Annotated in this window: 19 protein-coding genes; 13 read left to right on the forward strand and 6 right to left on the reverse strand. The window is 69.1% G+C overall.

Translation table 11 applies throughout. From position 1 onward, the window contains the following. Positions 1 to 139: 139 nt before the first annotated feature. Genes ABTW65_RS17330 through ABTW65_RS17360 form a run of 7 tightly spaced genes read left to right on the forward strand, consistent with a single transcriptional unit; the run spans position 140 to position 7,629 of the window. Positions 140 to 1,435, forward strand: coding sequence for an amidohydrolase family protein (locus ABTW65_RS17330; protein ID WP_350662227.1), 1,296 nt, complete (start codon positions 140 to 142; stop codon positions 1,433 to 1,435). Position 1,436: 1 nt separating this feature from the next. Further along, the gene (locus tag ABTW65_RS17335) at positions 1,437 to 2,180 is read left to right on the forward strand and encodes an ABC transporter ATP-binding protein (protein ID WP_350662229.1); all 744 of its coding nucleotides are present in this window, start codon (positions 1,437 to 1,439) and stop codon (positions 2,178 to 2,180) included. Beyond that, positions 2,177 to 3,058 (forward strand): ABC transporter permease, encoded by an 882-nt coding sequence (locus tag ABTW65_RS17340; protein WP_350662231.1) that lies wholly within the window; start codon positions 2,177 to 2,179, stop codon positions 3,056 to 3,058. Before ABTW65_RS17335 ends, ABTW65_RS17340 begins: the two co-directional genes overlap by 4 nt. A 29-nt stretch (positions 3,059 to 3,087) precedes the next feature. Continuing rightward, complete coding sequence (locus ABTW65_RS17345) at positions 3,088 to 4,272, forward strand: hypothetical protein (protein ID WP_350662233.1); 1,185 nt, start codon at positions 3,088 to 3,090, stop codon at positions 4,270 to 4,272. Between the two features lie 5 nt (positions 4,273 to 4,277). Next, a complete protein-coding gene (locus tag ABTW65_RS17350) occupies positions 4,278 to 5,621 on the forward strand; it encodes an FAD-binding oxidoreductase (protein ID WP_350662234.1) in 1,344 nt (447 codons plus the stop codon). After that, on the forward strand, positions 5,621 to 6,394 hold the full coding sequence (locus tag ABTW65_RS17355; protein ID WP_350662236.1) for a creatininase family protein: 774 nt from the start codon (positions 5,621 to 5,623) through the stop codon (positions 6,392 to 6,394). Before ABTW65_RS17350 ends, ABTW65_RS17355 begins: the two co-directional genes overlap by 1 nt. Continuing rightward, positions 6,391 to 7,629, forward strand: coding sequence for an amidohydrolase family protein (locus ABTW65_RS17360; RefSeq protein WP_350662238.1), 1,239 nt, complete (start codon positions 6,391 to 6,393; stop codon positions 7,627 to 7,629). The genes ABTW65_RS17355 and ABTW65_RS17360 overlap by 4 nt, the downstream gene beginning before the upstream one ends. On the opposite strand, the gene ABTW65_RS17365 is transcribed toward ABTW65_RS17360, so the two are convergent. Continuing rightward, complete coding sequence (locus ABTW65_RS17365) at positions 7,607 to 8,188, reverse strand: helix-turn-helix domain-containing protein (protein WP_350662240.1); 582 nt, start codon at positions 8,186 to 8,188, stop codon at positions 7,607 to 7,609. The genes ABTW65_RS17360 and ABTW65_RS17365 overlap by 23 nt on opposite strands. Positions 8,189 to 8,336: 148 nt before the next feature. On the opposite strand from ABTW65_RS17365, the gene ABTW65_RS17370 reads away from it, so the two are divergent. Both ABTW65_RS17370 and ABTW65_RS17375 read left to right on the forward strand, forming a co-directional pair. Continuing rightward, positions 8,337 to 8,795 carry an agglutinin cell wall attachment protein gene (locus tag ABTW65_RS17370; RefSeq protein ID WP_350662242.1) on the forward strand — a complete coding sequence of 153 codons (459 nt, stop codon included), beginning with the start codon at positions 8,337 to 8,339 and terminating at the stop codon, positions 8,793 to 8,795. A 144-nt stretch (positions 8,796 to 8,939) separates the two neighbouring features. Next, complete coding sequence (locus tag ABTW65_RS17375; protein WP_350662243.1) at positions 8,940 to 14,459, forward strand: ATP-binding protein; 5,520 nt, start codon at positions 8,940 to 8,942, stop codon at positions 14,457 to 14,459. A 22-nt stretch (positions 14,460 to 14,481) separates the two neighbouring features. Here ABTW65_RS17375 and ABTW65_RS17380 read toward each other — a convergent pair whose 3' ends face one another. The 5 genes from ABTW65_RS17380 to ABTW65_RS17400 all read right to left on the reverse strand — a co-directional run bounded on the left by ABTW65_RS17380 (position 14,482) and on the right by ABTW65_RS17400 (position 19,325). Then, positions 14,482 to 15,786 carry a hypothetical protein gene (locus tag ABTW65_RS17380; protein WP_350662245.1) on the reverse strand — a complete coding sequence of 435 codons (1,305 nt, stop codon included), beginning with the start codon at positions 15,784 to 15,786 and terminating at the stop codon, positions 14,482 to 14,484. Between the two features lie 9 nt (positions 15,787 to 15,795). Next, positions 15,796 to 16,134, reverse strand: coding sequence for a carboxymuconolactone decarboxylase family protein (locus ABTW65_RS17385; protein WP_350662247.1), 339 nt, complete (start codon positions 16,132 to 16,134; stop codon positions 15,796 to 15,798). 107 nt (positions 16,135 to 16,241) lie between these two features. Continuing rightward, the gene (locus tag ABTW65_RS17390; RefSeq protein ID WP_350662249.1) at positions 16,242 to 16,679 is read right to left on the reverse strand and encodes a DUF7144 family membrane protein; all 438 of its coding nucleotides are present in this window, start codon (positions 16,677 to 16,679) and stop codon (positions 16,242 to 16,244) included. A gap of 397 nt (positions 16,680 to 17,076) precedes the next feature. Next, positions 17,077 to 17,946 (reverse strand): NAD(P)-dependent oxidoreductase, encoded by an 870-nt coding sequence (locus ABTW65_RS17395; RefSeq protein WP_350662251.1) that lies wholly within the window; start codon positions 17,944 to 17,946, stop codon positions 17,077 to 17,079. After that, entirely contained in the window at positions 17,943 to 19,325 is a 1,383-nt protein-coding gene (locus ABTW65_RS17400) for a M24 family metallopeptidase (protein WP_350662253.1), read from the reverse strand. The genes ABTW65_RS17395 and ABTW65_RS17400 overlap by 4 nt, the downstream gene beginning before the upstream one ends. 292 nt (positions 19,326 to 19,617) lie before the next feature. On the opposite strand from ABTW65_RS17400, the gene ABTW65_RS17405 reads away from it, so the two are divergent. The 4 genes from ABTW65_RS17405 to ABTW65_RS17420 all read left to right on the forward strand — a co-directional run bounded on the left by ABTW65_RS17405 (position 19,618) and on the right by ABTW65_RS17420 (position 22,655). Further along, positions 19,618 to 20,820: an acyl-CoA dehydrogenase family protein gene (locus ABTW65_RS17405; RefSeq protein ID WP_350662254.1), complete on the forward strand. Its 1,203-nt coding sequence runs from the start codon at positions 19,618 to 19,620 to the stop codon at positions 20,818 to 20,820. 26 nt (positions 20,821 to 20,846) lie between these two features. Further along, on the forward strand, positions 20,847 to 21,431 hold the full coding sequence (locus tag ABTW65_RS17410; protein WP_350662580.1) for a flavin reductase family protein: 585 nt from the start codon (positions 20,847 to 20,849) through the stop codon (positions 21,429 to 21,431). Between the two features lie 43 nt (positions 21,432 to 21,474). After that, on the forward strand, positions 21,475 to 21,861 hold the full coding sequence (locus ABTW65_RS17415; protein WP_350662255.1) for a RidA family protein: 387 nt from the start codon (positions 21,475 to 21,477) through the stop codon (positions 21,859 to 21,861). Positions 21,862 to 21,974: 113 nt separating this feature from the next. Continuing rightward, positions 21,975 to 22,655: a helix-turn-helix domain-containing protein gene (locus ABTW65_RS17420; protein ID WP_350662256.1), complete on the forward strand. Its 681-nt coding sequence runs from the start codon at positions 21,975 to 21,977 to the stop codon at positions 22,653 to 22,655. The last annotated feature ends 28 nt before the right edge of the window (positions 22,656 to 22,683 follow it).

Raw genomic sequence — 22,683 nt, forward strand, 5'->3', positions numbered from 1 at the left:
CCGTCGCCCGTGCTTGACCGGACGACCGCCATCGCCGGTTTCATCGAGGAGGACCGAAACGGTTACGCCACCGAAATAACCGCTCCTTACGCTCGAAAATGTTCATCTCATCAACATTTGAGCCGGAAGGGGTAGGCCGATGGCCGTGGCACGAAGTGCAGGACAGGTCGGGCCGGTGGACGGCCCGGCGCAGCTGGCCGGCGTGGAGCTGACCGGGCTGCGCGGCGTACGCCTCCTCGACGGCAGCCTCGCCGATCTCGATCTCGCGGCCGGCGAGATCACCGCCGTCCGGGCGGCGGGGGAGGAGCCGGTCGCCGAGCCCGGCACCGGGACCGACGCGAGCGGCTGGCGGCTGATTCCCGCCGCCGGCGAGCCGCACGCGCATCTCGACAAGGCGCTGAGCGCGGAGCAGATCGAGCCGGGCCCGCAGGCCGGGAACGATCTTGTCACCGCGATCGAGCAGTGGCGCTCCCTCGTCCCCACGCTCACCTCCGACGACTTCGCCGACCGCGCCCGGCGGGCGGTCCGCCGCTACGTGGCGAACGGCATCACCACGATCCGTACGCATGCCGACGCGCTCCTCGCGGGCGACCCGTTGCGTGGGGTCGATGCCCTGCTCGGCCTGCGCGAGGAGCTCAGCGGGACGGTCACGCTCCAGGTCTGCCTGCTCGCCGGCCAGGACGTCCCGGACGCGGTGATCGAGGACGCGATCGGGCGCGGGATCGACGTCCTCGGCGGCTGTCCGCACCTGGCCGACGAGCCCGCCAAGGAGACCAGCCGCATCCTGGACCACGCCGAGCGGTCGGGTCTCCCCGTCGATCTGCACACCGACGAGCAGACCACCACCGGCCACCTCGACCTGGCCGACCTCGCCGAGCAGGTCATCGCCCGGGGGATGCAGCAGCGCGTGACCGCCTCCCACTGCGTACGCCTCGGCATGCTCGGCCACGACCGCCGAGGCCCTGTCGTGGACCTGGTGGCGAAGGCGGGGATCGGCATCGTGACGCTCCCGATCACCAACCTCTACCTGCAGGGCCGCGACGCCGACGGGGCGGTGCCGCGTGGTCTCACCGCCATCCGGGCGCTGCTCGAGGCGGGGGTGCCGGTCGCGGCCGGCGCCGACAACCTGCGCGACCCGTTCAACCCGGTCGGCCGGGCCGACCCGTTCGAGACCACCTCGCTCCTGGTCGCCGCCGGTCATCTCCGGCCGGCAGAGGCCCTCGCCGCCGTCACGACGAGCACCCGCACCGTGCTCGGCCTCCCGGACGCGGGCACCGGGGCAGGCAGCCGCGCCGACTTCATGCTCGTCCCCGACGTACCTCTCGACGAGGTCGTCGCCGGCTCCCAGGCCGCCCGCGTCGTCGTCCATGGCGGCCGCGTCCTCGCCGACACCCGCGTCAGCACCGTTCTCGATCTCGATCCCATGCCGAGGTGACATGAACACGACCACCACCGCCACGCTCGCCCTCTCCGGGGTGACGAAGCGATTCCCGACCGGTACGACCGCGCTGACCAGGGTCGACCTGAGCGTCGACGCCGGGGAGTTCGTCTCCGTCGTCGGCCCGTCCGGCTGCGGCAAGTCCACCCTGCTCCGGCTGGCCTCCGGACTCGAGGACGCCACCGTCGGCCGGGTCGACGTCGACGCGGACACCACCAGCTACGTCTTCCAGGACCCCACGCTGCTTGAGTGGCGCAGCGCCCGGAAGAACGTCGAGCTGATCGGTGAGCTGAGCGGGATGCCCAAGGAGCAGCGCCGCCGCGCGGCCCAGGAGGCCCTCGACCTGGTCGGCCTCACCGGCTTCGAGAAGCAGCATCCGCGCCAGCTCTCCGGAGGCATGCGGATGCGGGTCTCGATCGCCCGCGCCCTGGTCGCCGAGCCCGATCTCGCCCTCTTCGACGAGCCGTTCGGCGCACTCGACGAGATCACCCGGCTGGCGATGCAGACGGAGCTGCAGCGGCTCTTCAAGCTGCTGGGCTTCGCCGGTCTCTTCATCACCCACTCCGTGGCCGAGGCCGTCTACCTCTCGACGCGCGTCGTCGTGATGAGCGGCCGGCCGGGCCGGATCGTCGCGGAGATCCCGGTGCCGTGGGAGTTCCCGCGCCCGCCGGAGCTGCGTTTCGAGTCCGACTTCGCCCACCTGGTCGGCCAGGTCTCCGAGGCACTGGAGGAGCACGCATGAGCACCGAGCTGAGTACCGAACTGATCGTCGAGCCGGACGTAGAGCCCGCGACCGAGGCCACACCCGCCGAGCCACCCGCCAGACGTACGTCCCCTGTGCTCGGCCGGCTCCTCGCCAAGGTCGTGCCGATGGTCGCGGCGCTCGCCGGCCTGGCGGCCGTGTGGTACGCCGTGACGTACCTCGTCCTCGGCGAGGACAAGCGGTTCTTGCTGCCACCGCCGCACCAGGTCTTCGCCGAGACGCTGGGGCGACCGGAGATCATGCAGCCGATGCTCGCGGCGCTGTGGCAGTCGGTCATGGTCGCGCTGGCCGGTCTGGTGATCTCGGTGGTCATCGGGATGGCCTGGGCGATGGTGATGGCGCAGACCCGGCTGCTGGAGAAGGTGCTCTATCCCTACGCGGTCATCCTGCAGACGGTCCCGATCCTGGCGCTGACCCCGCTGATCGGGATCTGGATGGGCTACGGCATCGCGGCCCGGATCGTGGTCTGCGTGATCATCGCGGTCTTCCCGATGATCGCCAACACCCTCTTCGGCCTGCAGTCGGCGACGGCGCCGGCGCACGACCTCTTCACCCTCAACCGGGCGACCCGGCTGCAGCGGCTGCTCAAGCTGCAGCTGCCCGCCGCGATGCCGGCGATCTTCACCGGCCTGCGCAACGCCGCCGGGCTCTCGGTCATCGGCGTGATCGTCGGCGACTTCTACTTCCAACAGGGCAGCCCCGGCATCGGCGGCCTGCTCCGCGTCTACACGCTCCGGCTCAGCATGGAGCCGCTCTTCTTGGCGATCATCCTGACCGCCCTCTTCGGTGTCGTCGTCTTCTCGGCCTTCGCCGCTCTCGACCGTGCCGTGATCGGCAAGTGGTACGGCGAGCGCTGACCTCCTCCCCCTCAAGAAACGGACACAGCATGAACCGACCCAGAATCCACCGAGCCGCCGCCCTGGTCGCTCTCTCCACCGTCGTCCCGCTGGCCCTGACCGGCTGCGGGAGCGACTCCGGCACCGCCAACACCGCCACCGCAGGCGAGGTGACGAAGGCGGAGAAGGGCAGCGCGAAGGACCTCTCCGACGTCTGTCCAGCGACCGTCGTGATGCAGCAGGACTGGCAGCCCGAGGCCGAGCACGGCGGCATGTACAGCCTGATCGGCGATGGCTACACCGTCGACACTGACAAGAAGACCGTCACCGGCCCGCTCGTCTCAAGCGGCGTCGACACGGGCGTGAAGATCGAGGTCCGCTCGGGTGGTCCGGCGACCGGGTTCCAGCCTGTCCCCGCGACCATGTACCTCGACAAGGACATCCTGATCGGAGCGGTCAACACCGACGCCGCGATCGCGGCCGCGGAGAAGCAACCGACCGTCGCGCTGGCCTCGCAGCTGACCGTCTCACCGCAGATCCTGATGTGGGACCCGAAGAGCCAGGACGACGCGAGGACCATCGCCGAGGCCGCCGGGGACGGCGACCCGGTCGTCACCGCCGGCGACGTGATCCCGGCGCTGCTCGAGTCGCAGGGGATGATCGAGAAGAAGCAGTCCGACCTCTCCTACGAGGGCACCCCGCAGCGCTTCGTCACCGAGCCCACGATCCTCCAGCAGGGCTTCGCCACCGCCGAGCCCTACATCTACGAGAACGAGATCGGCAGCTGGGCCAAGCCGATCGGCTACCAACTGCTCGCCGAGGTCGGCTACACCATCTACCCCGAGCCGATCGCGGTGCGTGCCGAGGACGTCGAGAAGGAGGCCGACTGCCTCGAGAAGCTCGTCCCGGTGATGCAGCAGGCCGCGATCGACTACCTGGCCGACCCCGATTGGGCCAACGGGATCATCGTCGACATCGTCGAGCGCTACCAGACCGGCTGGACCTACAGCGAGGGCGTCGCCACGTACGCCGCCAAGACGATGACCGACCTCGACCTGGTCCACGACGACCCGAAGTCCGGCGTCTTCGGCCAGATCGACGGTGAGCGGATGAAGGAGGTCGTCGAGACGTTCGCGCCGATCATGAAGCAGGCCGGCACGATCACGTCCGACGACGTCGACCCGGAGTCGCTCTACGACAACCGGTTCATCGACGACTCGATCTCGATGAAGTGATGTCGATGACCATCTCGCAACGTACGTCCCAGGTGACCGCCCTGGTCGCCGACCGCCTCGGCGCGGATCGGGTCGAGACCGACCCGGCCGCGCTGATCAAGCTCTCCTCGGACTGGTCTCGGATGTCGCCGGTGCTCCAGGAGAAGGTGCCGAGCGGCAGGTACGTCGCCGACGCCATCGTCCGGCCGCAGACCGAGCAAGAGGTCGCCGACGTGCTGGCCGTGGCCTACGAGCACGACGTGCCGGTAGTCCCGCGTGGCGCCGGGACCGGCAACTACGGCCAGGCGACCCCGTTCACCGGCGGGATCATCCTCGACCTGCGTGGTCTCGACGCGATCGAGGTGCAGGCCGACGGCAACGTACGCACCGGGGCCGGCGCCCGGATGACCCGGATCGACAAGGTGGCCCGGGCGGCCGGGCGCGACCTGTGGATCTTCCCCTCCACCAAGGGATCCACGATCGGCGGCTTCATCGGTGGCGGCAGCGCCGGCACCGGGACCATCGAGCACGGCACCACCTCCGACGGCTTCGTGGCCGAGCTGACGGTGGCGCCGATGGACGGCAGCGGGCGCCTGATCACGGTGCGAGGCGAGGAGACGCTCCCGTACATCCACGCCTACGGAGTGACCGGCGTGGTGACCTCGATGGTCGTTCGCACCGACCCCGCACGGGACTGGGTGGCGGTCTATGCCGCCTTCGACAGCTGGGACGCGATGGTCTCCGTGCACAGCCGGCTGCTCGACCTGCCGGTGCTGCCGCGGCTGGCCTCGGGCGACGAGCCCGCGCTGGTCCCGACCCTGACCACCAACGTCGAGCTCGACCCGTCCCAGCACAGCCTGCGCGTGATCGCCGAGGCGTCCACGGTCGCCGCGATCGAGTCGCTCGTGGTGGCGGCCGGAGGCAGCGTACGGGCTCGTCTGGAGGACTACGCCGCGACCGATCTGCTCTCCGGGATGTCCTACAACCATCCGGTCTACTTCCTGCAGCGCGCCCACCGCGACCGGAGCTGGTTCCACATGGAGACCGGCGGCGAGCTCTACTGGAGCGACGCCGACCGGGTGCGGCAGATCTACGACGGTCCGGTCTGGCTGCACCTGGAGCTGATGGGGAAGGCCCCGCTGGCGATGGTGGTCGCCGAGTACGTCTCCGAGGAGCAGGTCCTCGCCGGCATCCCGCGCTTCGACGAGATCGGGGTCGGCGTGCACTCGCCGCACCAGTGGTACGTCGACCGCAACGTCGAGCTCGTCACCGCGGTCGCGCGCGAGCGCGACCCGAAGGGGCTGCTCAACCAGGGCAAGCTCACCGACCACGCGCTGGTCGACACCCGCATCAACATCGGAGTCCGCTGATGCCCCGCTTCGCCGACCTCACCGCTCCCGAGATCGCCGCTCTGCCCGAGGACACCGTCGCCGTGCTCGGCCTGGGTGCGATCGAGCAGCACGGTCCGCACCTGCCGGTCTCGACCGACTACGTGATCGCCGCCGAGGCCGCCGAGGCCGCGGTGGCGACGGTCGCCGCGGCGGGCAGCGCGTCCGTGGTGCTGCTGGAGCCGCTGGCCTATACGAAGTCCGACGAGCACTCCTGGTCGCCCGGCACGATCTGGCTCTCCTGGGACACCCTGATGCGGGTCCTCGTCGACATCGGCCGCTCGCTGAGCACCTCCGGCATCACCCGGCTGCTCTTCGTCAACGGGCACGGCGGGAACTCTGCGCTCGGGCAGGTCGCCACCCGCGAGCTGCGCAAGCAGTTCGGGCTGGCGACGTTCTTCGCGCATCTCTCGTTGCCACCCGACCAGGGTGGACGCTCCTCGCGAGATGACGAGCTCGGCCTCGGCATCCACGGCGGCCACGGCGAGACCTCGATGATGCTCCACCTGCGGCCCGAGCTGGTGCACCAGGAGCGAGGTGAGCGGAAGGTGCCCGAGCAGCTGGCCGGCTACCGGCACATCGGCTTCGGCAAGCCGGTCTCCTTCGGCTGGCTCTCCGACGACTTCGGCACCGACGGCTACCTCGGCGACCCGACCACCGCCACCGCCGAGGACGGCAAGGTTCGCTTCGAGGCAGGGGTCGCCACGCTGGCCGAGGTCATCGTGGAGGCCGCCCGCTTCACGCCGTCAGCATGACGCTGCGGATCACCGGGGCGGCCTCGGGCGACCTCTCGGTCGAGGGGCCTGACGACACCCTCGACGCCTCGGGCTGCCTGGTCACGCCGGGTCTGGTCAACGCCCACCATCACCTGCTGCAGACCGCGTTCCGCACGCTGCCCGGCACCCGCGGCGTCCCGATGGCGACCTGGCTGCCCACGATGGCGGCGGCCTACGACCGCGTCGGGGTCGACGCCGAGCTCACCTACGCCGCCGCGCGGGCCGGGCTCGCCGAGTCGCTGCTCTGCGGGGTCACCACCGTGGCCGACCATCACCTGACCTGGCCGGCCTCCCTCACGCCCGAGGAGACGGTGCCCCTGGCGCAGGGGACCGCGCGAGCGGCGGTCGAGCTCGGCGCCCGTCTCGTCTTCGTCCGCGGTGCTGCCCGGGACGACCCCGAGACCGCGGCGCACAGCGCTGACCTGATCGCCGAGGCGCTGGTCGGGGACGCGCCCGGCGGGGTGAGCGCCGACGGCATGCTGCAGGTCGCGGTCGGCCCGGCCGGAGTGCATTCTGACCTGGAACCGACCTTCCGGCTGATGGGGGAGGTGGCTGCCCGGCGCGGGCTGCGGCGGCGTACCCAGGCCAACGAGCAGGTCGACGTCGCCATCGCGGCCGAGCGCTACGGCCGCCGCCCGATCGACCTGCTGGAGGAATGGGGCTGGCTCGCGCCCGACGTGACCCTGGCTCATCTGTGCGACGTGACGCCGGACGAGATCCGGAGGCTGAGCGCGGCCGGGGTCAGTGCCACCCATGCGCCCGGCTGCGACCTGCCGATGGGGTGGGGGATCGCGCCGGTCGCCGCGCTCCGTGAGGCCGGGGTCGAGGTCGGGCTCGGCACCAGCGGTGGCGGCAGCAACGACGCCGGCCACCTGCTCGCCGATGCCCGGCTCGCGATGCAGGTGGCGCCGCTGGTGGGTCCTCCGCTGGCGGCCGCCGACTTGCTCGCGATGGCGACCACCGGCTCCGCGGCCGGTCTCGGCAGGCCGGGGCTGGGGGAGGGCCAGGACCTGTGCATCTGGGACGTCTCCGGGGTCGCCGACGCCGGCGTCCACGACCCGGTCGCCGGGCTGCTGTGGGCCTCGCCCGGGCGGCGTCCGCGGCACGTGGTCGTGGCCGGCCGGGTCGTCGTACGCGATGGGGTGCTCGTCACCGCCGACGAGCGCGAGATCGTCGCGGACCTGGCCCGGTTCAGCGCCCGCGCTGCTCCTTGACCACCAGCAGCCGGAAGAGCTCGCCGTCGGCGCTGGCCCACCGGTGCCGTACGCCGCCGGGGATGTAGACCGAGTCGGCGGTCTCCATGACCTGCTCCTCGCCGTCCAGGTCGATCCGAAGGGTCCCGCCGACCACGTAGACGAACTCATCCTCCTCGTGCTGCCAGTAGTGGTCCCAGGCCGACCTGTCCCCGGTGAACTCCATCGGGATGAACGCGTGATCGGCCCCGGCGACCAGCGCCTGCACGGCGCCGTTGGCCGCCTCCGCGGTGCCGGGGTCGGAGCGGCGTACGACCGACACGGGGCCGGCGGAGGCGCTCTCGACGCTGTCCGCGAGCAGCGCCTGCTGGGTCGTGCCCAGCGTCTCGGCGATCCGGAACAGCGAGGACATCGAGGGACGCGCCATTCCACGCTCGATCTGGCTCAGGAACGGGTGCGACAGGTCGGTCGCCTCGGCGAGCTGGACCAGCGTCATCCCCCGCGCCTTGCGCAGCTCCCGCACGCGGGCGCCCAGCCGCAGCACCGAGCGATCCAGGGACTGTCGCGGGTTCCGAGTCACCTGCTCAACCTAGCCGTCGACGGTGCTCCGCGTTCACCGCGTCACGAGGAACTCACGGATCCGTCGTATGTCGGAAACAACACATCCGTTCCTGCTCCGCGAAACGGAGTTTCGAAATGCTGTCGACAGCGGTAGTAGGTTGATGGCCATGACCGTTCCTCCTGTGGTCAGACAGGAACAGCTCATCGACGAGATCGCCCTCCACCTCGCTGACGAGGTAGAGGGCGACTGGTCCACGTTGGTCTTCAACCACCGCAACCTGTCCATGTTCTTCACCGGCCGCATCGACGTGCACCGACCGGACGGCAGCCTCGCCCACGCCAAGCCACCCGACACCATCCTCGCGCTGACCGACGAGCTCAGGCGGGTGATGTACGAGCCCGCTCGGGGCGCCTGGTTCTCGGCCCGCTGGACCATCGCGAGCGGGGATGGCGAAGGGGAGAAGCACTCGACCAATGTCGTCTTCAACTATGACGACGAGCCGGTCTGGCGCTGGCCGGCCCACCCGGGCCTGTACGCGCTCGACCTCGAGACGTTCCCTCGCGCCGACGACCGGGTCCCGGACTGGCTCCGGCAGAAGGTCAACGGAGCCCGCCGGACGTTGTAGGAAACGGCCATCCTGGACGCATCACAACGGCGCGATCTCGGGGCGTCGCCGGCGGTGTCCACTAGGAAATCGACAAGGAATCCATCAGAAGCCTGTCGGAGTCGAGCGGTCACAGGGGCGGCGCCTGATGAAAGGGTCTGCACCGTGCCACAGGTCTCTCGAATTGCCATCGTCAACCGCGGTGAAGCCGCGATGCGTCTGATCCATGCCGTCCGCGACCTCAACGCGCGGGATACGTCCGAAGGGACGATCCGCACCATTGCGCTGCACACCGACGTCGACGCCGGGTCGGCGTTCGTACGCGAGGCCGACGAGGCCTACTTGCTCGGCGCCGCCGCGGATCGCCCCTACCTCGATCTCGCCGTCCTCGAGCAGGCGCTGGTCGCCTCCGGGGCGGATGCCGCCTGGGTCGGCTGGGGCTTCGTCGCCGAAGACCCGGCTTTCGCCGAGCTGTGCGACCGGCTGGGCGTCACCTTCATCGGCCCCAGCGCCGAGGCCATGCGGAAGCTGGGCGACAAGATCGGCTCGAAGCTGATCGCCGAAGAGGTCGGTGTCCCGGTGGCTCCCTGGAGCCGCGGCGGCGTGAACGACCTCGAGTCGGCACTCACCAGCGCCGAGGAGATCGGCTACCCGCTCATGCTCAAGGCGACCGCCGGTGGCGGCGGTCGCGGCATCCGGAAGGTCACCTCCGGTGCCGAGCTCACCGAGGCGTACCAGCGCACCAGGGACGAGGCAGAGCGGGCGTTCGGCAGCGGCGTCGTCTTCCTCGAGAAGCTGGTCACCGACGCACGCCACGTCGAGGTCCAGGTCATCGCCGACGGTCAAGGCACCGCCTGGGCGATCGGCGTACGCGACTGCTCCGTGCAGCGGCGCAACCAGAAGGTCATCGAGGAGTCGTCCAGCCCGCTGCTGACCGAGGACCAGGCCGCCGAGCTCAAGGCGTCCGCCGAGCGGCTCGCCACGGCCGTGGGCTATGCCGGAGCCGGCACCGTCGAGTTCCTCTACCACCCGGGCGAGAAGACGTTCGCCTTCCTCGAGGTCAACACCCGCCTCCAAGTCGAGCACCCCATCACCGAGGCCGTCACCGGCACCGACCTGGTCGCGCTGCAGATCCAGGTCGCCTCCGGCGTACCGCTCAGCGGCGACCGGCCGCTCGAGCGTGGCCACGCGGTCGAGGCCCGGCTCAACGCCGAGGATCCGGACCGCGACTTCGCGCCCGCTCCGGGCAGGATCAGCCGCCTCGAGTTCCCCGCCGGCCCCGGCATCCGGGTCGACACAGGCGTGGCCGAGGGCGACACCATCCCGGCCGACTTCGACTCGATGATCGCCAAGGTGATCGCCTGGGGCGCCGACCGCGAGCAGGCGCTGGCGCGACTGCGCCGGGCGATGGGCGAGACCACCGTCATCATCGACGGCGGCGCCACCAACAAGAGCTTCATCCTCGACCTCCTCGACCAGCCCGAGGTCACCACCGGCAGCCCCGCCTGGGCTGACACCGGCTGGATCGACCGGGTGCGCGGCGAGGGGCGGCTCCAGGCCGCCCGGCACGCCGGCATCGCGCTCGTCGCCGCCGCGATCGAGGGCTACGACGAGGCCGAGCGCGGAGAGATCGCCCGCATGCTCCAGACGGCCCAGGGCGGCCGGCCCCAGATCCAGCACGACCCTGCCCGCACCATCGAGCTCAAGCTGCGCGGTGCGACGTACGCCCTGACCGTCCGGCAGTCCGGACCCGCCCGCTACCAGGTCACCATCACCGCCGGTGGCGAGCGGCGCACCCTCACCGCCACCCTCGACCGGATCGACGAGGTGCACGGCCGGCTCACTGTCGACGGCCACCGCTACCGGTTGGTGACCGCCACCCACGGCCCCGTCCACCTGGTCGAGGTCGACGACGTGATGCACCGGGTCAGCCGCGACGAGGGCGGCATGGTCCGCGCCCCCGCGCCGGCGCTCGTCGTCTCCACCCCGCTCGCCATCGGCGACGAGGTGGCAGCAGGCCATCCGGTCCTGGTCCTCGAGTCGATGAAGATGGAGACCGCGCTGACCGCGCCGTTCACCGGCCGGGTCAAGGAGCTCCTGGTTCGGGTCGGGAGCCAGGTCGAGACCGCGGCGCCACTGCTGCGCCTCGAGCCGACCGGCGAGGCCGAGGGCGAGGCGACCACTGCCACCCTGGCCGATCTCGATCTGCCCGAGCCCACCACCGAGCGCGGCCGCAGCAACGGTGCGCTGGACGACCTGAGCAGCCTGCTGCTCGGCTACGACGTCGAGGACGATCAGCGCCCGGCGTTGCTCGCCGCTCACCTGGCCTCTCGCTCCAACGGTGCGCTCGCGGACACGCTGCGCACCGAGATGGACCTGCTGTCGCTGTTCACCGACTTCGCCGAGCTCAGCCGCAATCGTCCGGCCGGTGACGAGCCGTCCACGGAGCTGCGCGTGCACAGCTCGCGGGAATACTTCCACACCTACCTGCGCAGCCTCGACCCCGACCGGGGCGCGCTCCCGGACCACTTCCGCGACAAGCTGCTGCGCGTCCTCGCGCACTACGGGGTCTCCGACCTCGAACGTACGCCGGAGCTCGAGCGTGCGGTGTTCCGCATCTTCCTCGCCCAGCAGCATCCTTCCGACGTGGACGTCGCGATCGGGGTGCTGCAGCGCTGGCTCGGCGACCCGCCGCCGGCATCGGAGGACGCCGCTGCGGTCCGCGCGCTGCTCGAGCGGATGGTGCGCGCCACGCAGCGCAGGTTCGCCGTGGTCGGCGATCTGGCCCGCTCGGTCCGGTTCGGCTGGTTCGACCAGCCGCTGGTCGATGACGAGCGTCGCGCGGTGCTGGAGGGCGTACCGGCCGAGGTCGCCGCCCTGACCGACCCGGACGCCCCCGACCGGGCCGCCCGCATCGACGCACTGGCGGCTGTCCCCGAGCCACTGGTCGGCTTCCTCCGGGACCGGCTGGTCGAGGGCATTCCCGAGCGCGAGCCGCTGTTGGAGGTGCTGATCCGGCGGCACTACCGCGACTACCACCTGCACGATCTGACCGTCACCGGCACAGACGATGACGGCGGACGCCCGGTCGCCCACGCCGAGTACGCCACGGACGAGAAGGGCGCGACCCGAGTCGTGTCCACCATCGGCGACGTGACGGAGCTCGCCCAGCCGGACGGCCAGCTCGGTGCGGCCATCACCTCGGCGCTGTCCTCGGACCACGATGACGTCGTCGAGATCTACCTGCGCTGGACCGACGCGCCCGCCGATCCGGACCTCGCCTCGTCCGAGCTCGCCAAGATGCTCGCCGGCCACGAGTTCGCCCGCCGCGCCCGCCGTGTCTCGATCGCGGTCTGCCATGCCGCGCCGCAGCCGATCGACTACTTCACCTACCGCCACCACGCAGACGGCGCACCGCAGACCCCGACCGCCGAGCTGGTCGAGGACAGCCTGGTCCGAGGCATGCACCCGATGGTCGGTCGCAGGCTCAACCTGTGGCGCCTCAGCGAGTTCGACGTCACCAGGCTCGCCGCGCCCGACGACGTACTGCTCTACGAGTGCGTCGCCCGGGCCAACCCGGCCGACCGCCGGCTCGTCGCGGCTGCCCAGGCGCGCCAGCTCGCCGTGGTCCGCGACGACGAGGGCCGCGTGATCGCGCTGCCCCACGTCGAGCGTGCCGTGGAGAACTGCCTCGAGGCGATCCGCCGCGTACGCACCGCCCGAGGCCGCGAGGGCACCAAGCTCGACGTCAACCACGTGTGGGTGACGGTGTGGCCGGTGGTCGAGGCGGATCTCGACCAGATCACCGCGCTCCAGAGCAAGATCACCCCGCTCAGCGAGGGCGCCGGGATCGAGGAGGTGCTCGCGCAGGGCCGCGTGGCCGGGCGGGACGGTGAGGCCCCGACCCCGCTGGCCATCCGCTTCCACGCCAAACCAGGCGCGGGCGTCGTGGCCGACGTCATCGAACCGCCCACCGAGCCGCTCGCCCCGCTGGACGAGTACGCCGCCAAGGTGCTGCGCGCCCGACGCCGCGGCCTCGTCTACCCCTATGAGCTCCAGCGCGCCCTGGCCGGGAGCGGCACGGTCGTCGAGCACGACCTCGACGCCGACGGCGTGCTCGTACCCGTCGACCGTGATCCCGGGCTCAACAGCGCCGGCATCATCGTCGCTGTCGTGACCACCCCGAGCTCTCTCTACCCTGAGGGCATCAGCCGAGTCGTGCTCTGCGGTGACCCGCTCAAGTCGCTCGGCGCGCTCTCGGAGCCCGAGTGCGCCCGGGTGATCGCAGCCATCGATCTCGCCGAGAGGATGCAGATCCCGGTCGAGTGGTTCGCGGTGTCGGCCGGCGCCCGGATCTCGATGGAGAGCGGCACCGAGAACATGGACTGGGTGGCCGCCGCGCTGCGCCGCATCGTTCACTTCACCCAGGACGGCGGCGAGATCAACATCGTCGTCGCCGGGATCAACGTCGGTGCCCAGCCGTACTGGAATGCCGAAGCGACGATGCTGATGCACACCAAGGGCATCCTCGTGATGACCCCGGACAGTGCCATGGTGCTCACCGGAAAGCAGTCGCTCGACTTCTCCGGCGGTGTATCAGCCGAGGACAACCACGGCATCGGCGGCTACGACCGGGTCATGGGCCCGAACGGTCAGGCGCAGTACTGGGTGCCCGACCTGGCCGGTGCCTTCCGGGTACTCATGGCTCACTACGAGCACAGCTACGTGGTTCCCGGCGAGACCGGGCCGCGCCGCGCACCAACAGCCGACCCGATCGACCGCGACGTGTCGTCGTTCCCCCACGCGGGTGACTTCGCAAGCGTCGGCGAGATCTTCTCGGCCGAGCACAACCCCGACCGCAAGCGACCCTTCGACATCCGCACGGTGATGCGGGCGTTGGCCGACGCCGACCACGAGATGCTCGAGCGGTGGGCCGGCATGGCCGACGCCGACACCGCCGTGGTCGTCGACACCCGGATCGGCGGCTACCCGGTCAGCCTGGTCGGCATCGAGTCCAAGCCGGTGCCGCGCGCCGGCTTCCCTCCCACCGACGGTCCGGACACCTACACCGCGGGCACCCTGTTCCCGCGGTCCTCGAAGAAGGTCGCGCGCGCGATCAACGCGGCATCGGGCAACCGGCCGCTGGTGGTGCTCGCCAACCTGTCCGGCTTCGACGGTTCCCCGGAGTCGATGCGCAACCTGCAGCTCGAGTACGGCGCCGAGATCGGCCGCGCGGTCGTCAACTTCCAGGGCCCGATCGTCTTCTGCGTGATCTCCCGCTACCACGGCGGCGCGTTCGTGGTGTTCTCCAAGCACCTGAACCCGTCGATGACGGTGCTCGCCATCGAGGGTTCGTACGCCTCGGTCCTCGGTGGCGCGCCCGCGGCGGCCGTCGTGTTCGCAGCGGAGGTCTCCAAGCGGGCGGCGGCGGACCCACGGGTCGCCGCGCTCGAGGAGCGCATCGACCACGCCGAGGACGGTGAACGCGGGGCGCTCGTCGTCGAGCTGGCCGAGCTCCGTGCTCAGCTGCGGGCGGACAAGATCGCCGAGGTCGCCGCCGAGTTCGACGGCGTCCACGACATCCACCGGGCCGTCGAGGTCGGCTCGGTGGACGAGGTGATCGCGGCGAGCGACCTGCGGCCCAAGGTGGTCGACGTCATCGAACGGGCGCTGGGCAACGGGTGACCGAGCGAGGTCACCCGTTGCCCTAGGTCACCGAGGCGGAGCGCACCGGGGCGGAGCCCGGGGAGGCGGTTGTCTCCCTGGGCCGGCCGGCTCCGACCAGAACCTGGAGAACGACCAGCAGGCCGATCACCAGGGCCAGAGACCACCAGAGTCGGTCCATCGAGACGTTGTTGCCCCAGAGCAGGACCACGGCACCCAGCGCCACCACGGCGACTCGCAGCCAGGCCACGTTGGCGGCGACCCAGCGGCCCGCTCCGCCGACGGGGCCGTCCCCCAAGCGAGCGCCGAGGTTCTCGAGACCCCCGCCAACGGTTGTACGTGCGGTGGTGCCGGACCTGTTGGAGCCGGCGAACCAGCCGGCGACCACGATCACCAGACCGAGCCACAGGACCACCTCCTGGCCGCGTTCGAGGTAGGTGAGCAGGGTGTCGAAGAAGACCCGGCTCGCCGGCCCGAAATCGGTGCCGGAAAGCGCGTTGACGAACATCTGCTGCCCGATGGACAGCACCCACGCCAGCAGCAGGGCGTTGGCCGCCACGACCGCCCCGATCCACACCGCCATCCTCGGGCGGCGGCGGGCCAGCACCAAGGCGGCCAGGAACAGGACTCCGACCACGGGAAGGAGCCACTGGGCCACCGGGTTCGAGAACGCGTAGATCGTGCGCACCTGCCTGAGCTGGGGTGCGTCCATCAGTACGATCTGACGGTCGGTCTCGGGGATGGGCACGTTCTCGACGATGGTCAGACCCCGGGCGACGAGTCGTTCCTTGACCCGTTCGATGACCTCGTCGACGTCGAGCACGACCTCATCGCCCTGGAGCGACACGGCACCGGAGTCGTCGCCGTTCAGGATTCGCTGGAGGGTCTGCTGGGCTCTGGTGTTGGCCAGGACCCAGATGTCGGCGAACTCGTCGGAGGCGATGAACGCACGGACCTCGCGCTCCACCAGGCTGTTGATGGCCGCGGCGAGGGGCCCCACGAGCTGCTCCAGGCGCGGTCTGTCGTCGATCACGCCGGCGAACGCGGTGTTGAGGATCGCCTCGACGTCGACCTGTTGCTGGATCGCCCCGGTGACCCGGGTCGCGATCACGTCCTGCACCTCGGGCGACTCGACCAGAGGACCGACGGTCTCGACGTACCGCTCGGCGTCGTTCAATGTGCGCTGCCCCCAGTAGGCCACCGCAGCCGGCGTGGTCAACAACCCGGCCAGAACCAGGCAGATCACCGCCGCGATCGAGCGGCCCCGTGATGGTCGGTCCGCGGTGGTGGCCACGGGTTCGTCGGTGGGCTCTCGGAGCTCGCGCGTGGTGGGCGCTTCGTTCGACATGGTGGTGTGTCAGCTCAGTTCGTCGTCGGCCATCTGCGCCGATGCCTGTTCGATCCCGACTCCGATCGCCAGGACGATGCGGCTCGTCGCAGCTGCGACCCGCGACGTACCGACGATGGGTGCGATCGCCGCGAGCACACCGCGGACATCCTCGGCGTCGAGACCGACCTCATCTGCGATCGCGAGGTTCAAGGCGTACGAGACGGCCGGAGCGTCGCTCGCGACGAGCGCCGCGAGTCGGACGAGCGCGATGGCCTGTACGTCGAGGTTCGATGCCTCCACGGATTCGGCCGTCATGTTGGCGAGCAGGTCGAGGACGGGGGTGTCGGATGCGGTCATCTCTGACATGGCATTCCTTCGGTGGTCGTGGGAGTGGCTTCGAACGAGGCCACGCCCAAGGCTGGCTGGCGGGTCGGCCCGAGACATCACCCGAAGCGGACGAACCGATGTCCAGGTCAGCGGGTGATGTCGCGACCGTGCACCGTCAGCGCCCAGATGACGAAGACGTCGACCGCGATGATCAGCATCGCCCAGAACGGGGAGTAGGGGATGAACGCGAAGTTGGCGAAGGCACTCAGCGTGGCCAGGACGACCCCGATCGTTCGACCCCAGACCATGCCGTTGAGCACAGCGAAGCCCGCCAACACCACGAGCAGTCCCAGCAGCAGGTGGATCCAGCCCCAGCCGGTGGCGTCGAGCTCGAGCAGGTAGTTGGGGGTCTTGACGTAGAAATCGTTCTCGAAGAGTGCGACCAGGCCGGCGAAGGCCTGGAAGCCGCCGGCCACGATCATCATCACACCGGCGAACACGATGAAGCCGGTCGCCAAACCGCTGGGCGGCGGTTCAGGCGCCTGCCAGGTGGTCTCCTCGGTCGGTGGGGTCTGTTCGGTCATGACGGAGCGCTCCTCGGGCCTGCCGGCCGCTCACGTGGGATCGATGTCGGCCGGGAAGTAAAAACGGACGATCTCAATCTGGCCGTCCGGACCCGGTGGCGAATCACTCTCTTTGTATGAAACGTGAGGGCGTCAGGGCTGCGGTTCGAGGCCCTGAGGGCGCCTGCTCGATCCCAAGGTTGGCGGGACGGTCTGCCCGAACAGGAGGAGTCGGCGAACAAGCACGCGCCGACGCCGAGGGGACTACGTGTCTGGATCTCCGAACAAGACCTCGGCCGAGACACCCCATGCCATTGCCATCGCGACCATCGCTTCGACCGGCTGAAAGCTCTCGTCATCGACGTCCGGCTCACCTGATCGGTCTCGCGTCATTTCACCCTCCGAATGCCACGGCGGTTCACGCCTGACTGCGCCTGCTCACTTCAGCGATCGCACTCCAGTCGTAGTTCTTGAGCTCTGCGTCGGCGACGGCTTCATCGAAGACCTCGACAAGTGCGGGCAGGGTGGCGGGCCGGAAGCCGACCGACTCTGCGACGCGTTGGGCGAGCCCGAGGTCCTTTCGGCCCAGCTCCATCCGGAATCCCGGCGGTGAGTAGTCCCTTCGCGCAATGAGCTTGCCGTACCCGTCGTATACGACCCCGCTGAACAAGGTGCTGGCCAGCAGTTCGGTGATCTGCTCCGGGTCCACGCCCAGACGTTCGGTCATCGTGACTGACTCTGCGATCGCCTGGAGGGCGTGAACGATGTTGTAGTTGACGACGACCTTCACCGCATTGGCGACGGAGGGCTGGTCCCCGAGTCGCCAGACCCGCTTCCCCATGGCCAGCAGCTGAGGCTCGATCGTGTCGAGGGCATCAGGTGGGCCGGCGGCGAGGATGTTCAGCTCCCCGGCCGCCGCGACGTTCGGTCGCCCGAGCACGGGCGCGGCGACGAACGTCGCGCCGACGCTCAGGAAGCGCTTCTGAAGAGCATCTGACATGGCAGGGCTGATCGATGCCATCGAGACATGGATCCGACCTCGTGCCGCCTCGACCTGATCGGAGGAGAGCACGGTGTCGATGGCTTCGTCGTTGGCCAACATGGAGAAGGAGACGTCGCAGGCGAGTGCTTCCGCGGGCTCGTGTACGACGCGCGCACCCGCTTCGGCCAGCGGATCGAGCGGACCGCTCGATCTGTTCCAGACCAAGACATCGTGGCCGGCGCCGACGAGGCGCATCACCATGGCAGAGCCCATGGACCCTGCGCCCAGGAATCCGATGGTGCTCATGCTTCGCCGCGTCCCCAGGTCGTGTTGCGGTGGGACTGCGCGTCGCGGTTCAGGTTCAGCGGCCCGTCGATCGTGAAGTACTGCCGGCCCGCGACGATCAGTTCCTCGGCGGGGAACTTGGTGATGACCTCGCAGCCGTCGGCGGTGACGACGACCTCTTCCTCGATGCGTGCCGCGCCCCAACCGTCAGCCGATGGCCAGTAGGTCTCGAGTGCGAAGACCATGCCCTCCTCGAGGATCTCCGGGTGGTCGAAGGAGGTCAGGCGCGAGAAGATCGGCTTCTCCCAGATGGAGAGACCGACACCGTGCCCGTACTGGAGCGCGAAGGCGGCCATCTCGTCGGGGAACCCGAACTCCTCCGCCTTGGGCCAGACGGAGACGACGTCGGCGGTCGTGGCGCCGGGCTTCACCAGGGCGATCGCTCGATCCATGTATTCGCGTGCGCGGGCATAGGCGTCGTGCTGAGCCTGCGATGCCGACCCGACGGCGAAGGTGCGGTAGTAGCACGTTCGATAGCCGTTGAAGCTGTGGAGGATATCGAAGAACGCCGGATCGCCGGGCCGGATCAGCCGATCGGAGAACACGTGGGGGTGGGGAGCGCAGCGTTCACCGGAGATCGCGTTGACGCCTTCGACGTACTCGGAGCCGAGGTCGTAGAGCGTCTTCGCCACCAGGCCGACAGCCTCGTTCTCCCGGATACCGGGGCGCAGGAACCGGTGGAGCTCTTCGTAGGCGGCGTCCACCATGGACGCGGCCTGGGTCAGCAGACGAATCTCGTCGTTCGTCTTGATCCGGCGCGCCTCCATGAACACCTGCTGGCCGTCGACGACGTCGATGCCTTCGCGCTGCAAGGCGAAGAGGATGGGAAGTTCGACGACGTCGACACCCAGCGGCTCGTTCGCCAGGCCGAACTTCTCGAGCTCGCGCTTGATCTTCTTCGCCACGTCGCCGGCGAGGTCGGCATCGGGTGGGAAGGCGCCCCGTAGCGTCGAGATGCCCGCTCGGGCACCGCTCTCCATGCGAGGTCGTTTCGCACCCTCGTGCGGCGCATGGGGATCGGCGTCGGCCTCGGCGGTGGTGACGTCGAGCCAAGGGTTGTACAGCGCATGATGCTTGGCCGCGGAGCCGAAGTCCCACACGATCGGATCGGTCCTGCGCGTCACGAGAGCGAAGCGGATCAGCTTGTCCATCGCCCAGGTTCCGATGTGAGTCCCGCTCATGTAGCGGATGTTCGAGAAGTCGAAGGCCAGCACCGCCCCGAGCGAGGAGCGCTCGAGCTCCGCATGCAGCCGAGCCAGCCGCTCATCACGAAGCCGGGCCATGTCGACCCGCTCTTCCCAATCGACAGCATTGGTCCCGGTGGTCCCGGTCACCTTCATTGGTTCCTCCTGACGTGGGCCGGCGCCATGCATGACGGCCGAGTGTGCAGTGTAACTTAACAGAAACGTTTGAAGGTGTGAAAGGAGCTGCGCGGCATTTGGGTGGGTCATCCGGGCCGGAAGCCGCTCAGGCCTGGTGATAACCGTTGTTTCGGAGGTCAGGTCCTCGGCGGTTCAACGTAAATGTTGGGATGGCGGTGTTCAGTAATGCTTGACAGACTTCGAATTGCTCTGTCACGCTGTGGCACACAACACAGCAGGATCGGCGTACTCGCATTTGAGGAGTCTTCACATGGCAGAGCCAGACATCCGGCCGGAGATCGCGGCCATCATCGACCGCATCGACGAGCTGCGCCCGATGCTCATGGAGCGTGCGCAGGAAGGGGAAGAGCTCCGCAGGATCCCCGAGGATGTGTTCCAAGCAGTCGCCGCGACCGGGGCGTTCGGTATCTCGGCGCCGACGAAGTTCGGCGGCCTTGCAGCGAACACGCGGGAGTGTCACGCCGTGGCGCGCGCGATTGCCCGCGGTGACGGAGCGATCTCCTGGGTCACCGGGATTCTCGATTCGGGGGCGTGGGTGCTGAGCCTCATGGACGAGCGGGCGCAGAAGGACGTCTGGGGCGCCGAGGGCGGGCTCGACTCGTTCATCTCGATCGTTCTCGCGACGACCTCGGAGTCAGAGCGAGTCGACGGCGGATATCGCGTGACCGGACGTTGGGGGTACGGCACCGGCAGCCAGCATGCGACCTGGTCGCTGCTCGGCATCCCGCTCAAGAACGAGCAGGGCCAGGTCGTCGACGCTGGACTGGCGCTCGTCCCGACCTCCGAACTGAGCGTGCAGGACAACTGGTACGTCGCCGGGATGAAGGCGACGGGCAGCGTCATGCAGGTCGCCGAGGACATCTTCGTTCCCGAGCACAGGATTCTTCCCCTGGCTGCCGCCGTCGAGGGCGGATACGTGGGGGACAACGCCGAACAGACCTATCAGACGGTGTTCGTTCCGTCGCTCTTCATGAAGCTCGTCGGCCCGCACCTCGGGATGGGGCGTGCCGCGCTCGACTATGTGATCGCCAAGGCGGAGACCAAGGCCATCGCCTACACCGGGTACGAGAAGCAGGCGGACTCGGCGGCGTTCCAGATCGCGATCGCCAAAGCTGCTGTGCAGCTCAATGCAGCCGAGCTGGTAGCCGCCCAGGTGGCCGATGAGATCTATGACGCGGCGGCGCGGGACTACTACGCGCCGTACGCCGAGCGCATCGAGATGCGCGCAAAGGCCGGCTGGATCGTCGAGTGCATCACCAACCTGATCAACGACCTCGTCACCGCACACGGATCGGCAGGCTTCGCCGACACCGCTCTGATCCAGCGAGTGTGGCGCAACCAGGCGACCGCCGCCCGACACGGGCACACATTGAGCATCAGCGGCTACGAGGCATTCGGCAAGGCGCTCTTCGGACGTGAGGAAGACGCCCGTTTCGTTCTGCCCGTCGTGTGACGGATCGATGAGGGGAAGTTGTGATCATGACCGTGGCATCAGAACCGAGAGTTTCGGCCGACGAGTTCAAGCGCGCGTTCAGACTCCATCCCGCCGGCGTCGCCATCGTGACGGCGGACGCCGGAGACGGACCGGTCGCGATGACGGTGAGTTCCCTTTTCTCGGTATCTGTCGATCCGCCGACGCTGGTGTTCTCCGCCTCAGCCATGGCGTCCAGCACACCCACCATCCAGCGTGCGGAGACCGTTGTGGCGCACATGGTGGCGTCGGACAACGTCGACCTCGCAAAGCTCTGCGCCACGAGCGGGTCTGTGCGGTTCGGCGACGAGGTCGGATCGAGCCGGCTTCCGACCGGTGAGCCGTACTACCCGGGTGCCAACGCTTGGCTTCGCGGACGCGTCGTGAACCGAATCGACGTACACGGGTCGGTGCTCATCGTGGTCGAGGTGTTGGAGGCGGCGTCACGCGACGGCTCTGCGGAAACAGACGCCTTGCCGTTGGTCTACCACGGCCGACGGTGGTTCGCGATCGACGATGAGGCGCTGCTGCGAGAGAAGGTCTTCCCCTATCACGCCATCTACGGTCGCATCGAAGACGACGAACTGTCTTAGCCGGCCACGACAAAACACTGAACATCGAAGGAGATCCACGAACATGCCTCATGAGCGACTCACTCACACACCCGCCCCGGTCGTGCCCGGTATTTCGGACAGTGTCAGGGTCAAGGCCGGCGAACTGCTGTTCATCTCCGGTCAGGTCGGGTTCGAGGAGGACGGGTCCGTCCCGGAGAGTTTCGAGCGGGCGATCGAACTGACCTACGCGGAGCTGGAGCGTGCCCTGAAGGCGGGCGGTGCCTCCTACGAGGACCTGGTCCGCGTCAACGTCTACATCACCCACCTGGACCAGGAGAAGCTCGCTGTCTGGCGCCGCACGCGCGACTCGATCGTGCAGATCCCGGAACCCTCGGCCAGCACGGTCATCGGCGTCCACTCCCTGTACAACGGTGCGACGATCGAGATCGACGCCATTGCAGCGGTGTGACTCCGAGGCGCGCGGAGTCTTCGAGGCGACCCATCGGCACACTGGACCACGGATAGAATGCGACGCCGACCAAGGGTGTGCCGATGGTCGCCGCAAACTGAGAGGATGGAGCAATGCCGGACGGTCTCGGTACGCGGCTACGTGAAGCACGACAGCAGCGCGGATTATCACTGCGCTCGCTCGCCAACGCCGTCGGAGTATCGGCCAGCCTGGTGTCGCAGGTCGAGATGGGCAAGACGCAGCCCTCCGTCGCCACTCTCTACGCCATGGCCAACCATCTAGGCGTCTCCCTCGACGGGCTGGTCGGCCGCGAGACCAACGCCGAACAGCTCCCGGGTATCAACGGCTCGTCTTCGTTCGGTCGGGAGGTGCAGCGTGCGACCGACAACCCCGCCATCGAGATGGAGAACGGGGTTCGCTGGGAGCGGCTCGCCTCCGAACCGGGCGGCCCCGCTGAACCGATCCTGGTCACCTACGAGCCCGGTGGAAGCAGCTCGATCGAGGGCAAGCTGATGCGGCACGCCGGGATCGAGTACGCCTACCTCCTCGAGGGTGCGCTCGTCCTGCAGCTCGAGTTCGACGAGATCACCCTTTCCGCAGGCGACTCGCTGTGCTTCGACTCCGAACGCCCACACATGTACGCCAACCGAGGCGACGTTCCCGCGCGCGGGATCTGGTTCGTTGCGCAGCGACATGATGAGAGCGGGCATTCGCCCGTTGTTTCTCCTCGCTCCGTCCGCAGCACGCCGGCTTCGGCTGTGGATGTCTTGCGATCGATCGATCAACTGGATTGACCGGCACCCGATGAGCGCCGGATCCGCT

This window comes from Nocardioides sp. NPDC127503, assembly GCF_040302165.1.
Lineage (GTDB): Bacteria > Actinomycetota > Actinomycetes > Propionibacteriales > Nocardioidaceae > Nocardioides.